This window comes from Paraburkholderia sp. A1RI-2L (assembly GCF_048957375.1).
Lineage (GTDB): Bacteria > Pseudomonadota > Gammaproteobacteria > Burkholderiales > Burkholderiaceae > Paraburkholderia.
The window spans coordinates 956,154-969,931 of sequence record NZ_JARBTA010000001.1 but is presented as its reverse complement, the minus strand read 5'-3'; the positions used below and the strand labels follow the sequence as shown (position 1 = coordinate 969,931).

Below are 13,778 nucleotides of genomic sequence, written 5' to 3'. Positions count from 1 at the left end.
AGCTTATTTCTTCATGGCCGCGCTTTGCGGATTGAGATTCGTGAGACGGCCGCTTTCCGTGCCGGCCGATTCGTCGATCACTGCGTTGATCAGCGTGGGCTTGCCCGACGCGATCGCTTCGAGCAGCGCCGCAGTCAGTTCCTCCGGAGTCGTGGCCTGGTGGCCGATGCCGCCGAACGCCTCGATCATCTTGTCGTAGCGCGCGCCCTTGACGAACACGGTGGGCGCGACGTCGGCGCCGCCAGTCGGGTTCACGTCGGTGCCGCGATATACGCCGTTGTTGTTGAAGACGATCGTGCAAACCGGCAGGTTGTAGCGGCAGATGGTTTCCAGCTCCATGCCGCTGAAGCCGAACGCGCTGTCGCCTTCGATGGCCACGACTTGCGTGCCGCTCGTGACCGCCGCGCCGATCGCGAAGCCCATGCCGATGCCCATGATCCCCCACGTGCCCGAGTCGAAACGCTTGCGCGGCTGGTACATGTCGATCACCGCACGCGCATAGTCGAGCGTGTTCGCGCCTTCGTTCACCACGTTGATGTCGGGACGCGTCTTGAGCACGTCGCGAATCGCGCGCAGCGCGCTGTGGAAATTCATCGGCGTGGGGTTCTTCTCGAGCGTCGCGGCCATCTTCGCGAGGTTCCTGGTCTTGCGCTCCGCCACGGCGCCGAGCCATTCGGCGCTCGGCTGCGGGAAGTTCGAGCCCATGCCGGCGACGAGCGCCTCGACACACGAACCGATATCGCCGATCACGGGCGCTTCGATCGCCACGTTGCTGTCAATCTCGGTGGGCGCGATGTCGATCTGCACGAAACGCTTGGGCGACGGCGCCCCCCAGGTCTTGCCCTTGCCGTGCGAGAGCAGCCAGTTCAGACGCGCGCCGATCAGCACGACGGCATCCGATTCGGCGAGCACGAACGAGCGCGCGGCGGACGCGGACTGCTCGTGCGTGTCGGGCAGCAGGCCCTTGGCCATCGACATCGGCAGATAGGGAATGCCACTCTTCTCGACCAGCTCGCGAATCTGCGCGTCGGCCTGAGCATAGGCCGCGCCCTTGCCGAGCAGGATGAGCGGGCGCTTGGCCGTCTTGAGGACTTCGAGTGCGCGCTGGACCGCGTCGGGAGCGGGCAGCTGGCGCGGCGCGGCATCCACGACCTTGATGAGCGACTGCTGGCCCTTCACGGCGTCGATGGTCTGCGCAAGCAGCTTGGCTGGCAGGTCGAGATAAACGCCGCCGGGGCGGCCCGAGACCGCTGCGCGGATCGCCCGGGCGATGCCGACGCCAATGTCCTCGGCATGCAGCACGCGGTAAGCGGCCTTGGCATACGGCTTGGCGGCGTTGAGCTGGTCCATTTCCTCGTAGTCGCCCTGCTGCAGGTCGACGATCTCGCGCTCGCTCGAGCCGCTGATGAGGATCATCGGGAAGCAGTTGGTGGTGGCGTTGGCGAGCGCGGTCAGGCCGTTGAGGAAGCCCGGCGCCGAAACCGTGAGGCAGATGCCCGGCTTCTTCGTCATGTAACCCGCGATCGCCGCGGCATTGCCCGCGTTCTGCTCGTGCCGGAAGCCGATGAAGCGCATCCCTTCAGCTTGAGCAAGACGCGCGAGGTCCGTGATCGGAATACCGACGAGACCGTAAATCGTGTCGATGTCGTTGAGCTTCAGCGCATCGATGACGAGGTGAAACCCGTCGGTCGTCGGTTGCGCTTCCTGCGCAGGGCTGTTCTGCGCGTCGTTCATTCCTGCTTCTGCCATGACGTCTCCTCGTTGGCGGGGCGTTGGGTTACTCGTGATATACAATATTCCACACACAATATTAGTCAAGCGTTTTTTGAGATCCCCGGTTTATCCAGCAGCGCCAAGCGCCACTATTTATTACGGAGTCCAAATTTCATGACCAACGGCAACACTTAAAATGCACAACAGCGGCACGCAACATGTGCGCGCGAGCCGCTCAGTCGAGAAAGTCGCAGTTCGCCTCGACAAATAACGCAAGATCGATCGAATGCTGGCGCACGAGCCGCTCCACTCTTTCGGTGTCGCGCGCCTCGAGGGCCTCGATGATCCGCATGTGGTCCACGATCGATCGCGACGCGCGATCGCTTTGCGCGATCGTCATGCGCCGGATCGCTCGCACATGCATGAAGATGTTCTTGATGGTCTCGACGATGATCGGCGACTTGGACAGTTCCACCAGCGCTTGATGAAACGTGATGTTCGCTTCCGAGTATTCCTCGATGTGCTCGGCGGGTTTGTCCTCGCCGAAATCCGCGAACATATGGCGCAAACGCGCGATGTCCTCGTCGGAAGCGCGCTGCGTGGCGAGCCGCGCCGCAATGCTTTCCAGCGCGGCCCACATATAGATCATTTCGACGATCTCCTTGCGGGTCTTGCGCAGAATATAGACGCCGCGCCGCGGCACAGTACGCAGGAATCCTTCCTGTTCCAGCAGCGTCATGGCCTCGCGCACCGGCGTGCGGCTCACGCCGAGCTTTTCGGTCAACTCTTTCTCGTCGAGGCGGATTTCGTCTCGCGAGCGGTAGATGTCGGTCTCTGCGATCGCCTGCTTCAGCTTCGCATAGGCCTGATCGCGCAGGGAAACCGTGGCGTGGATGGGTTCGAGCGTCAAGCTCAGCGGGGCTCCCCCCGCTACGTCCTGGATTTCGGCAGACATCGGTGGTTTGTCTCCAACGTTGTGTTTAGCCGTCGTTAAAAGCAAATTCCATATGTGCCATACAATATATCAGAAGCAAGCGCGTCACCAAGCGGGTTTACGCGTAGGTCGATGATCAGCGGCTCGCGACGCGTATCTATATACGGTGATTTATACAAATCGAAAAAAACTTTAACTATCGTTTATTCTTCAACGCTTCTACGATTGGCTCACGTCATCTGAACTCACACGGAGACCAGCCATGAGCCACTCTTCAGCCGGCCGCAAAGCCACGGAACACGATCAGCACTTGCACAACCAGTTGAGCGCATTCAATTCCGCTTTTGCCGAACTCGGACTGCGCTTTCGCTGGGATCCCACCACGCTCTACTCGCTCGCGGAGATCCAGGGCGAAGCGGCGCGCCTTGCGGCCTATATCGAAACGCATCACGCGCATTTGCTGAAGGCGTACAGCATCGACTTTCTGTGCGAGGCGATTCTCGGGCGCAAGAATGCGCAGGCGCCTGGCGAATGGTCGCCGGGTCACACCGCTCAGCACACGGGAACAAAGGGCGCGGCCGCCGAAGCGGCGCACGGAGGATGGGACTGGAGCGAGTTGCACCTGCCGGCATTGGCAGGCGCTTGAGGCTCGCGAGGAAGGCAGGAGGTTCGGTGCGCCGCTTTAATGCACTTCAGCGCGCGGCAGCCTCCTCTTCCTGCAACTGGCGCCAGAGAATTTTGCCGCTGCCCGACTTCGGCAACGCATCGACGAACTGCACGACGCGCGGCGCCTTGTATGCAGCCATATTCTCGTGCGCCCACGCGGCGATATCGGCTTCGCTCACGCTGCCCACCTGCCTCGGATCGAGCACGACAACGGCCTTCACCGTCTCGCCGCGCTTGGGGTCCTGAGCGCCGATGATGCAAACCTCCTTGATGGCCGGATGCCGGTACATGAGCGCCTCGACCTCGGCCGGCCACACCTTGTAGCCGGACGCGTTGATCATGCGCTTGAGGCGGTCGGTCATGAAGTAATAGCCATCGGCGTCGCGCCGCACGAGGTCGCCGGTGCGCAAAAAACGCTTGCCGTCGCGCTCGATGAAGGCCTCGCGCGTTGCCTGCGGGTTGCCCCAGTAGCCCAGCATCACTTGCGGTGCGCTCATGATGAGCTCGCCCGCCTCTCCTTCGGGCACCTCTTCGAGCGTGATCGGATCGACGATGCGCGCATCGACGTCGAAGACCGGAATGCCGAGACACTGCGCCTTGGGGTGTTGCGCAGGATTGATGTGGGTGGCGGCCATCGTCTCCGACATGCCGTAGCCCTCCACGAATTCGAGACCCGTGAGCTCGCGCAGCTTCTTGACCACCGCGTCGGGCATGGCCGCGCCGCCGCCGCGCATTGCGGCGAGACTCGACAGATCGTATTCGCCGATGCGCGGATTCGAAAGGAAATCCACAACCATCGTCGAGATCGACTGCCAGGTCGTGATGCGGTAATGCTCGATCGCGCGAGCCGCGGCGTCGCGGTCCCAGCGCGGCAGGATTACGATCGTCGAACCGTTGTAGAGCGGGCTGTTCATGCCGCCCTGCATGCCGGTCACATGAAACAGCGGCAGCACGGAAAGCTGTACGGAATCCTGAGTATTGCCGAACCAGACGCAACCACCCACGGCCGTCGACATCACGCTGCGATGCGTATGCATGCAGCCCTTGGGCTTGCCCGTGGTGCCCGACGTGTACGGCATCACGCACAGGTCGTCCGGCCCTGCCGTGAGCGCGCCGGGTGTGCAGCCCGCCGCCAGCACGTCGGCCCAGTGCGCAACGCCCGGGCCCTCCACGTGGCGCGGCGCGCTCACGAATTCGGGCGGGGGCGAGAACGGTTCGTTTTTTAAATAATCGCTGTACGTCGCGACCAGCAGATGCCGCAGGCCCTGCCCCTCGCCCGCGCCCACCAGCGACGCGATGCGCGGATACAGATCCTGCGCGACGAACGCGGTGGTCGCGCCGCTATCTTCCACGTAGTGAGCGAGCTCGTCGGTGAGGTTCATCGGGTTGACGGGTATGACCACGGCGTTCGCGCGCAAGATGCCGTAATAGGCGATCACCCATTGCGGACTGTTCTGCATATAGAGCAGCACGCGGTCGCCGGCCTTCACGCCGCACTCGGTCTGCAGATAGCCCGCCACGCGCTCGGCCTCGTCCTTGAACTGCGCGAAGGTAACGGGCGTGTCATAGAAGACGATGAAAGGCTTGTCCGGATAACGCGCCGCCGAGACCTCCGCGTTGTAGAAGAGGTTCGTGGCGGGAATGCTCATGTGCGGCGGAAGATGCGCAGGCCAGTACGGTGAGCTCGGGCGCGGCGCGGCGGAGGTGGATTGGGGCATGGCGGGTAGTCGGCTCGTGGGATTCGTGAAATTCGGGCACATAGTGCGATGCGCGACGTCAAACGATGCTCGCGCCGCCATCGATCGCCAGATGCTGGCCGGTGACATGCCGCGACGCAGCGCTCGCCAGAAACACCACCGCGCCCTTAAGATCGCTTTCGTCGCCGAGGCGATGCAGCGGCGTGCGATCGATCACTGCCTGCCCGGCTTTGTCGAGTAGACCCGCCGTCATCTTCGACGGGAAGAAGCCCGGGCAGATCGCGTTCACGTTGATGTTGTACTTGCCCCACTCGGCGGCCAGCGCGCGCGTGAAGTTGATGGCCGCAGCCTTCGAGGTGTTGTACGCGATGGTCTGCATCGCGCCAAGCGAGCCTTTCAGGCCAGCGATCGACGCAATATTGATGATCTTGCCGCGCTGCGCGGGAATCATGCTGCGCTTGCCCACTTCGCGCGCGAGGAAAAACGGCGCGTTGACGTTGAGGTTCATGACCTTGTGCCACGCCTCGTCGGGATAGTCTTCCGCCGGCGCCCCCCATGTCGCGCCCGCATTGTTCACGAGAATATCGATCCGGCCGCATGCCGCCAGCGTTTCGTCGACTAGCGGCTTGACGGCCTCGGCACGCTGCAGGTCGCTCACGACCGTCGTGACTTCAATGCCGCGCGCCTGCAAATGCTGCTGCGCCGCTGCGAGTTCGTCGGCCTTGCGCGCGGTGATGACGACGCGACAGCCCATTTCGCCGAGTGCCTCGGCCATCTGCAGCCCGAGCCCGCGCGAACCGCCCGTAATAAGTGCCGTCTGCCCACCCAGTTCGAACAATTCCCTGACCTGCATGCTTAAAGTCTCCTTGATGTCTATTGGCCCGGATCCGCATTACGGAATACACGGGGAATCAAACCGATTCTAGTGACGCTGCCCCATCACCGGAATCAGGAAAAGCACGGTCGTTCATTATGCTCGAAGACCCGCACCCATGCAGCAGCATCCGCAGACGGGGTGCAGCGGCGCCCTTTTAAGAAGCCTCCGATATCTGTCGGCCGCACCCTTCACTAGGATTTCCCCGACAAATAGCCCCTCGCGCCCCTCCCCAGCAATGACCCTCGATCCGGAACAGCGACTCTTGCAAGCACTCGTCGCGCACGCCCGCTGCCCGTCCGAACCCGCGCTACTGCTGCAGATTTGCGAAGCGCTCGTCGGTGTGAGGCGCGACGAGCAAATGCTGCCGTGGGCCGAAAAGGGCCTGGCGCTCGATCCGCGCAACCGCAGCTTCGTGCACGCGCGCGCCCGCGCGCTGCGCCTGCTGGGCCAGCACGCACAAGCCGCACAGGCCTGGATCGACTTCGCGACGCTCGATTGGTCGCCGCTGTTCTATCAGGCACGGCTCGGCCGCGACCTTTACCTGAGCGGCGACACCACGCGCGCCATTGCGCTGCTGGAACAAGTGGTGAACGCTCCGGCCGATGACCACGACCCCGACAAACTGCGGGCACGCAAGTGGCTCGCCGAGGCGCTGCTCAGCACTGCAGACGCGCGCGGCTTTTCGCACTGGATCTGGCGCAACCGAAGTGACAGCGGAAACTACCGATACAGCGCAGTGCCGATGTGGGACGGGCAAGGCGACCTGCGCGGCGAACGCGTGCTGGTCACGCACCAGATGGGCTACGGCGACCAGTTCATGATGCTCGGCAGCATCGCGCATTGGCGCGCGGCCGGCGCGGAGATCATGGTGACCTGCGACGAGCCGATCCACAGCGTCGTCGAGGCATCGCTGGCCGGCTGCCGCGTGGTCGTCGCGCGCAGACCGATGGCCCCGCGCTCGCCATTGGACGAATCAGCGCTGCCCGCCGTCGAGGCTTTCGCACCCACGATGCAAGCCACGCTGCTGCATCTGCCCATGCTCGCAGCCCACCTGCAGCCGCGCCCCGATCCCTGGTTCGCCGCCTGGATACGCGCACCGCAACGCGCGCGCGACCAGGCAGCAAGCTGGGCGTACACGTTGCGCGCCCAGCACCCAGGCAAGGCGCTGGTTGGCGTGTTCTGGGATTGCGCGCAACGCCACAACCGCGACATGCGCAGCAAGGAGCGCAGTTGGGCTGCCCTGCGCTCCTTGCCGCTCGCGGCGCTCGAGCGCCTCACGACCAACGCGGCGCTCGCCAGCCGCGTTCGGTTCATCAGCCTGCATCACCCTGTGGCCGAGATGATGGGCGGCTCGCCGCGCGGAAACATCGCCCATTACGCGCCGGGCATCATGTCGTTTGGCGACACTGCGGCCTGCATCGAACAACTGGACGCCGTAATCAGCGTCGACTCGGGCGTCGCCAATCTCGCCACGATGATCGGCAAGCCCACTGCAGTACTCGTCAATCCGGCCGGCGAGTGGCGCTGGGGCGCAACCGGCACGCGTTCTCCCTGGATGCGCGAGGCGCACGTGCTGCGCCAGACCACGCCCGGCGACTGGGACGACATCGTCTTCCGCACCGCAGAATGGCTGGTGCGAAGCTGAGCCGCCCCGCTCGCCGATTCAGTCAGGATCGCCAATGATTGCATCAGACCGTGCGCACGTTATTCGCAGGACATTCAATTTTCAATTCAACTTAATTACATTTTAATTACCATAAAAACAATAACCTTTCGGCTGATAAGTCCAGATAAAGCGATTCTCCAGGGATTTGTCCAGGTTGCGCCGGACATTCCTGCAAATGTTTAATGCGCAGCGTACACTCGTATGCAGTTCGCCACGCGGGGCTGAGCGAGCCATGCGCGCATTGCCGGGAGACAGGACAAGCGCGGCCACACAAGGAGAATAACGCCATGAGCTGGACGCGAGAGCAGAAGAACGTCACGATCGCAGCGTATTTGGGCTGGACGCTCGACGCATTCGATTTCTTTCTGATGGTTTTTGTTCTGAAAGATATCGCCACCGAATTCAACACTGAAATCCCCGCCGTTGCCTTTGCCATTACGCTCACGCTGGCCATGCGCCCGTTAGGCGCGCTGATCTTCGGCCGGCTTGCCGACAAATTCGGCCGCCGTCCCACGCTGATGGTCAATATCGCGTGCTATTCGCTGCTCGAAATGCTCACCGGCTTCTCGCCCAACCTCACGACGTTCATCGTGCTGCGCGCGCTCTTTGGCGTGGCGATGGGCGGCGAATGGGGCGTGGGCTCCGCGCTCACCATGGAGACTATTCCGCCAAAGGCGCGCGGCGTCGTCTCGGGCCTCCTGCAGGCCGGTTACCCGAGCGGCTATCTGCTTGCCTCGATCGTGTTCGGCGTGCTCTACCAGCACATCGGCTGGCGCGGCATGTTCTTCGTTGGCGTGCTGCCCGCGCTGCTCGTGCTGTACGTGCGCGCCCACGTGCCCGAATCGCCGGCCTGGAAAGAGATGGAAAAGCGCGCACGCCCGAGCCTGCTCTCCACGCTCAAGCACAACCTCGGCCTCTCGCTTTACGCGATCGTGCTGATGACGGCATTCAACTTCTTCTCGCACGGCACTCAGGATCTCTATCCGACCTTCCTGCGCGAGCAGCATCACTTCGATCCGCATACGGTGTCGCTCATCACCATCACGCTGAATATCGGCGCGATTGTGGGAGGCGTTTTCTTCGGCTCGCTTTCGGAAAAAATCGGCCGCCGCAAGGCCATTTTCATCTCGGCGCTGATCGCGCTGCCGGTGCTGCCGCTCTGGGCGTTCTCGTCGGGCCCCGTGCTGCTCGCGCTCGGCGCGTTCCTCATGCAAATTTCCGTGCAGGGCGCATGGGGCGTGATCCCGGTGCATCTCAACGAGATCTCGCCCGATGAAGTGCGCGCAACCTTCCCGGGCCTCGTCTACCAGCTCGGCAACCTGCTCGCCTCTGTGAATGCCACGCTGCAAGCCTCGCTCGCCGTCACGCACGGCCAGAACTACGGGATGGCGATGGCGATCGTCGCGGGCACGGTGGCCGTCGTGATCGCCGTGCTGATCCCGTTCAGCCGAGAGCGGCGCGGCATTGACATGACGCAGACCGCCAAACAGATGACCAGTTGATGCGGCGCGCGGCCCGGCGCGAGATGGTGCAAGATGGCGAGAGACCACGCCACGCCCGGAGAACGACAATGAGCGAGACGCCACCGCCGCCGCTGGCTCACCCCCACCCCGACCCGGCGGCCCCTGCGCCGCCGGACACCGACGGCGTCTGGTACGCCTCGTATCCGCCGGGCGTGCCGCACGAAGTCGACGTGACGCAGTACACCTCGCTCGCCCACTTCTTCGACGACTGCACCGCGCGCTTTCGCGACAGCGTGGCCTACACAAGCGCCGGCTCGCCGATGACTTATGGTGCACTCGCCCGCAAGGCCACCGCGTTCGGCTCGTGGCTGCAGGGCGTGGGCGTGCAGTCCGGCGAGCGCGTCGCCATCATGCTGCCCAACACGTTCCAGTATCCGGTCGCGCTATTTGGTGCGTTCAAGGCCGGCGCCGTCGTCGTCAACGTCAATCCGCTCTACACGGCGCGCGAGCTCGCGCACCAGTTGAAGGACAGCGGCGCGCAAACCATCGTCGTGTTCGAAAGCTTTGCGAAGACGCTGGAAAACGCGCTGCCCGGCACGCGCATCGAGCGCGTCGTGCTCACGCAACTGGGCGACCTGCTGGGCGAAGGCTTCAACCTCAAGGGCCGCTTCATCAACTTCATGCTGCGCCACGTGAAGAAGCTCATGCCCGTGTACCGGCTGCCGTCCAGCGTGCGCACCGTGCGCTTGCTCGACACGCTCAGTGAGGGCGCCCGCGCGCCGCGCGCACCGGTGGCGCTGCAGCGCGACGACCTCGCCTTCCTGCAATACACGGGCGGCACCACGGGCGTGGCCAAGGGCGCGATGCTCACGCATGGCACGGTCATCGCGAATGTGCTGCAGGCCAAGGCGTGGATCGCCGGGCAACTCGTGAACGAGCGCGAAGCCATTCTCACGCCGCTGCCGCTCTATCACATCTATTCGCTCGCCGTGAACGCGCTGTGCTTCATGGCGATCGGCGGGCGCAACATCCTGATCGCGAATCCGCGCGACGTGACGCGCGTGATGAAGGTTCTGCGTCATGAGAGGTTCAGCTGCATCAGCGCGGTCAACACGCTCTACAACGCGTTCCTCGAGAACGAGACATTCCGCCAGCGCGATTTTTCGGGTCTCAAGCTTGCGATGGGGGGCGGCATGGCCACGCAGCGTGCCATCGCCGAGCGTTTCAAGGCAGTCACCGGCAAGCCGATCGTCGATGGCTACGGGCTCACGGAGTGCTCGCCCATCGTGGCGATGAATCCCGCCAATCTTCAGGATTTCGAAGGATCGGTCGGACTGCCCGCGCCTTCCACGCAGGTGCGCTTTCGCCGCGACGACGGCACGTGGGCGAACCTCGGCGAGCCGGGCGAGGTGTGCGTAAAAGGCCCGCAGGTCATGAAGGGCTACTGGATGCGTCCCGACGAAACCGCGCGCAGCTTCGTCAATGACGGATGGTTCGCGACGGGCGACATCGGCATCATGGATGCGCGCGGCTATATTTACCTCATCGACCGCAAGAAGGACATGATCCTCGTCTCGGGTTTCAACGTATACCCGAACGAAATCGAGGAAGTGATCGCGCTGCATCCGGGTGTGCGCGAAGTCGCGGCCATCGGCGTGCCGGACCCCGTGCAGGGCGAGCGCGTGAAGGTATTCGTCGTGCGCCGCGACCCCGCGCTCACCGAGGACGCGCTGATCCAGTTCTGCCGCCAGCAGCTCACGGGCTACAAGGTGCCGCGTCTCGTGGAGTTTCGCGAGGCGCTGCCGCAAAACAATATCGGCAAGATTCTGCGGCGCGAGCTGCGCGATGAAGAGATCGCCAAAATCGGCAAGGCGGGCGCGGGCTAACTCCGGAGCACACCGAGCACGATGCAGCCGCGCGCCGCAGCGAGACGCTCCAGCACGAAGCGGTCGGAGCGACGTAGTGCACACAGGACGACGGCGGGCGCTTCAGCGCGGGGTTCGAGGCGGCGCGCAAGCTGCGCGTGCCACAGCGTGCCGATGTCGTCCGCGCCTTGTGCTCCGGTTGCGAACACGGGCACGCCGAGCCGCGCGGCTTTGCGCGCGAGCGCCCTGCCCTGTTCCAGCGCCGGGTCGTAGACCGCCACGCGCATCGGCGGCGCGCCAGGCCGCCACACAGGGGTCGCCGCGCAGGCCGCTGCAAACGCGCCACTCGTTGCATGAAGAAAGGTCCGCCGGTTCATCGCGTCGCCCCCGTTCCGTGCCAGCCTCACACAGTCTCAAGCCATCTCACGTATAGCCGCGCATCGCGCGCCACGCCGCCGGCCACACGCCCTGCTTGCCCGGCGCCAGCACGCCCTGCGGATCGAGGGCATCCTTCACCGTCTGCGCGAGCCGCAGCAGCGCGCCATCGTTGAAGTCGTACTGCGCCGCCGCGTAATCCATGTAGAGCAGATGCGAACGATACACGCCATAGCCCGCCGCGCGTGCATCGCTCATCAGCGCGCGCAGCAGATCGCCCGCACGCACTGCATCGTCGCGCCGCTCGCGCACGAAGATCGCCGCGAACACATGATGCAGACAGCGCCCCGCCGCGGTGAAGCCGCCGTAGTAATCAAAGCCATATTCCGCCGCGCGTGCTTTGACGAGCGCGTACTGGCGCAGCGCGTCGTGGCCATCGGCGGGACAAAGCGGCGAAAAGTCCACATGCGCGCCTTCGCCGCCCAGCCAGTCGAGCATGCGAAACGCGCTCATCGACGGAATGCCGGCCATGTTGCGCTCGCCGCCGCCCTGCGGCTCGTCGCTGCCCGCATAACGTTTCGCGAACGCGCGCGCGTGCGGCACGGGTGCGAACGCGCGCTCGACCTTGCGGCGCTGAAGCTCGATTACATCGGCCTCGCCGTAGAGCGCGTAATGCAGATTCCAGCGCCCGATATCGAGGTCGCGCTGCATGGCCGCAACGGCCGCCTCGGGCATCGGTCCGTCGCCCTCGTACCAGCGCGAGCGCGGCGCAATGCTGGCCGCGCGGCGGATCGCGCCTTCGATCACGGCGTGCTGCGCAATCGTGCCATCCAGTTGCAACGCCCGCAGCGTATCGGCGATCGCGCCCAGATCGTCCTCGCGCGCAAACTGGATTTCACCGATCACATAAGCGGGCGGCGCCGGCATCAGCCAGAGCCCCATCTTCGTAACAATGCCGTAGTTCGATTGCGTGAAAAGCGCGTCGAACGACGGCCCGTAGCCGGGCTTGTAGAGCTGCCACGCCGTGCCTGTACCGATCGCGCCCATGCCGGTTCGCACGATGTCGCCATTGGCGAGCACGATCTCCATGCCGCACTGCGCCGCTGCATGATCGCCGTATGCGGTGTAGCCGAAGCCGCGCTCGAGCGTATTGCCGATCACGCTGCCCCAGCCCGCCGCCGGCGGATCGACCCACAGCTTCAGGCCGTGCTCGCGCAAATGCGCATGGAGATCGAAGTAGCTCACGCCGGGCTCGACGAGCGCCCATGCGAGCCGCTCGTCCACATCGAGCACGCGGTTCAGGCGCTGCAAGTCCAGCACGACCGATCCCGCGAGACGCGGGGCCGCGCCGCCATACGCGAAGTTGCGGCCCGTGGAGACGGTCCACAGCGGCACGCGCGCCGCATTGGCCACACGCAGGATCGCGCGGATCTCGTCGATGTTGGCCGGCAGGAGCGCCGCCGAGGGCGCAAAGGACGACGCGAGTCCGCTCCCATCCTCGACGGGCGCGAACGGATCGAAATACGGCGCGAGCGCCGCGCCCCCACGGCAGACGTTGGGCGCGCCCACGATGGCCTCGAACGCGGCGAGCGCGCGCGCAAAGCGCGCCGCGCTCATGCCCTGCGGCAACACGCGGGCCGGTTCGGATCCGTGCGACGCCATCGTGCGCCTTTCACCATTGGGCCGGCGTGCCGCCGAGCGCGCCGCACACCTCATAGGCGATCGTGCGCAAGCGAGCCTCGGTGGCCGGGCCGGACAACGCATAGCCCGTGCCGTCGGTGCTCCAGTAGAAGGTACGACGACTGCCGTCGCTCAGCAGATGCACGGCATCGCGATCGCGGCCCGATGCGCTCACGTAGAGCGTGAGCCGCGCACCGGCGTGGTTCTGATACATGAACTGCGCTGCCGGGCCGGCCGCGCCCGGCAAGAGACGGCCGCCCACGAGCGCGTACCCGTATTCGCCGAGCGGCGGAATGGCCAGCGGTTTGCCTAGCCGCTTCGAAAGCCACGCGACGAGGTGCGTTTCGTCCGCCGCGCCCACTTCCACGGGATGTCGCACTTCGGGCGAATACACGGCATAGGCCACGTCGGCGCGGCGTGCGAAACCTTGCGCGTCGCGCGCCGATGATGCGGGGGCCTGGCCCACGCCCGCCACGCCTGCCGCCCCTCCCGCGCCCCACGGGCCGCCTGGAAACCACTGTGGCATCAGCGCGCCTGCTGCCAGCGCGAAGCCCGCGCCCGCGACAGCCCAGACCGCCGCGAGGCCCGCGCGCCGCCACCACGGATCACGTCGCCTGAGCACCAGGTAAGCCGGCACAGCAGCTTCGTCGCCGGCACGGCACAACGCTTGCAGCGCGGCCTTCTGCGCGCGCCAGGCCGCGACGCGCTGCGCGGCGTGCTCGTCCGCCGCCAGTCGCGCCCGCACGGCTGCGCGCGCGTCGGCGGGCAGTTCATCGTCGAGCCAGGCACCCAGCACGGCAAGGTCCATATCGGAGTCCAAATCAATCGGTTGGACCGGGGGC

General features: G+C 64.9%; 11 protein-coding genes. 4 read left to right on the top strand and 7 right to left on the bottom strand.

What is annotated here, in order from left to right; all coding sequences use genetic code 11:
* Positions 1-3: 3 nt before the first annotated feature.
* Positions 4-1,749 (bottom strand): oxalyl-CoA decarboxylase, encoded by a 1,746-nt coding sequence (gene oxc, locus PWP93_RS04550; RefSeq protein ID WP_421024156.1) that lies wholly within the window; start codon positions 1,747-1,749, stop codon positions 4-6.
* Between the two features lie 199 nt (positions 1,750-1,948).
* Positions 1,949-2,668 (bottom strand): GntR family transcriptional regulator, encoded by a 720-nt coding sequence (locus PWP93_RS04545; RefSeq protein WP_421024157.1) that lies wholly within the window; start codon positions 2,666-2,668, stop codon positions 1,949-1,951.
* A 241-nt stretch (positions 2,669-2,909) separates the two neighbouring features.
* Here PWP93_RS04545 and PWP93_RS04540 point away from each other — a divergent pair, with 241 nt between their 5' ends.
* A complete protein-coding gene (locus tag PWP93_RS04540; RefSeq protein WP_421043624.1) occupies positions 2,910-3,293 on the top strand; it encodes a hypothetical protein in 384 nt (127 codons plus the stop codon).
* A gap of 46 nt (positions 3,294-3,339) precedes the next feature.
* On the opposite strand, the gene PWP93_RS04535 is transcribed toward PWP93_RS04540, so the two are convergent.
* On the bottom strand, positions 3,340-5,031 hold the full coding sequence (locus PWP93_RS04535) for a long-chain fatty acid--CoA ligase (RefSeq protein WP_421043623.1): 1,692 nt from the start codon (positions 5,029-5,031) through the stop codon (positions 3,340-3,342).
* 58 nt (positions 5,032-5,089) lie between these two features.
* Entirely contained in the window at positions 5,090-5,863 is a 774-nt protein-coding gene (locus PWP93_RS04530; protein WP_421043622.1) for an SDR family oxidoreductase, read from the bottom strand.
* Between the two features lie 139 nt (positions 5,864-6,002).
* On the opposite strand from PWP93_RS04530, the gene PWP93_RS04525 reads away from it, so the two are divergent.
* From PWP93_RS04525 to PWP93_RS04515, 3 genes are all read left to right on the top strand, one after another.
* Complete coding sequence (locus PWP93_RS04525; protein WP_421043621.1) at positions 6,003-7,532, top strand: hypothetical protein; 1,530 nt, start codon at positions 6,003-6,005, stop codon at positions 7,530-7,532.
* A 308-nt stretch (positions 7,533-7,840) separates the two neighbouring features.
* On the top strand, positions 7,841-9,055 hold the full coding sequence (locus PWP93_RS04520; RefSeq protein ID WP_421024161.1) for an MFS transporter: 1,215 nt from the start codon (positions 7,841-7,843) through the stop codon (positions 9,053-9,055).
* Between the two features lie 68 nt (positions 9,056-9,123).
* Positions 9,124-10,902, top strand: coding sequence for an AMP-binding protein (locus tag PWP93_RS04515; RefSeq protein WP_421043620.1), 1,779 nt, complete (start codon positions 9,124-9,126; stop codon positions 10,900-10,902).
* On the opposite strand, the gene PWP93_RS04510 is transcribed toward PWP93_RS04515, so the two are convergent.
* From PWP93_RS04510 to PWP93_RS04500, 3 genes are read right to left on the bottom strand one after another with little or no spacing between them, the layout of a single operon-like run.
* Complete coding sequence (locus PWP93_RS04510; RefSeq protein ID WP_421043619.1) at positions 10,899-11,258, bottom strand: hypothetical protein; 360 nt, start codon at positions 11,256-11,258, stop codon at positions 10,899-10,901. The genes PWP93_RS04515 and PWP93_RS04510 overlap by 4 nt on opposite strands.
* A gap of 46 nt (positions 11,259-11,304) precedes the next feature.
* Positions 11,305-12,918, bottom strand: coding sequence for an FAD-binding protein (locus PWP93_RS04505; protein WP_421043618.1), 1,614 nt, complete (start codon positions 12,916-12,918; stop codon positions 11,305-11,307).
* A gap of 10 nt (positions 12,919-12,928) precedes the next feature.
* Entirely contained in the window at positions 12,929-13,744 is an 816-nt protein-coding gene (locus PWP93_RS04500) for an anti-sigma factor family protein (protein ID WP_421045009.1), read from the bottom strand.
* Between the last annotated feature and the right edge of the window lie 34 nt (positions 13,745-13,778).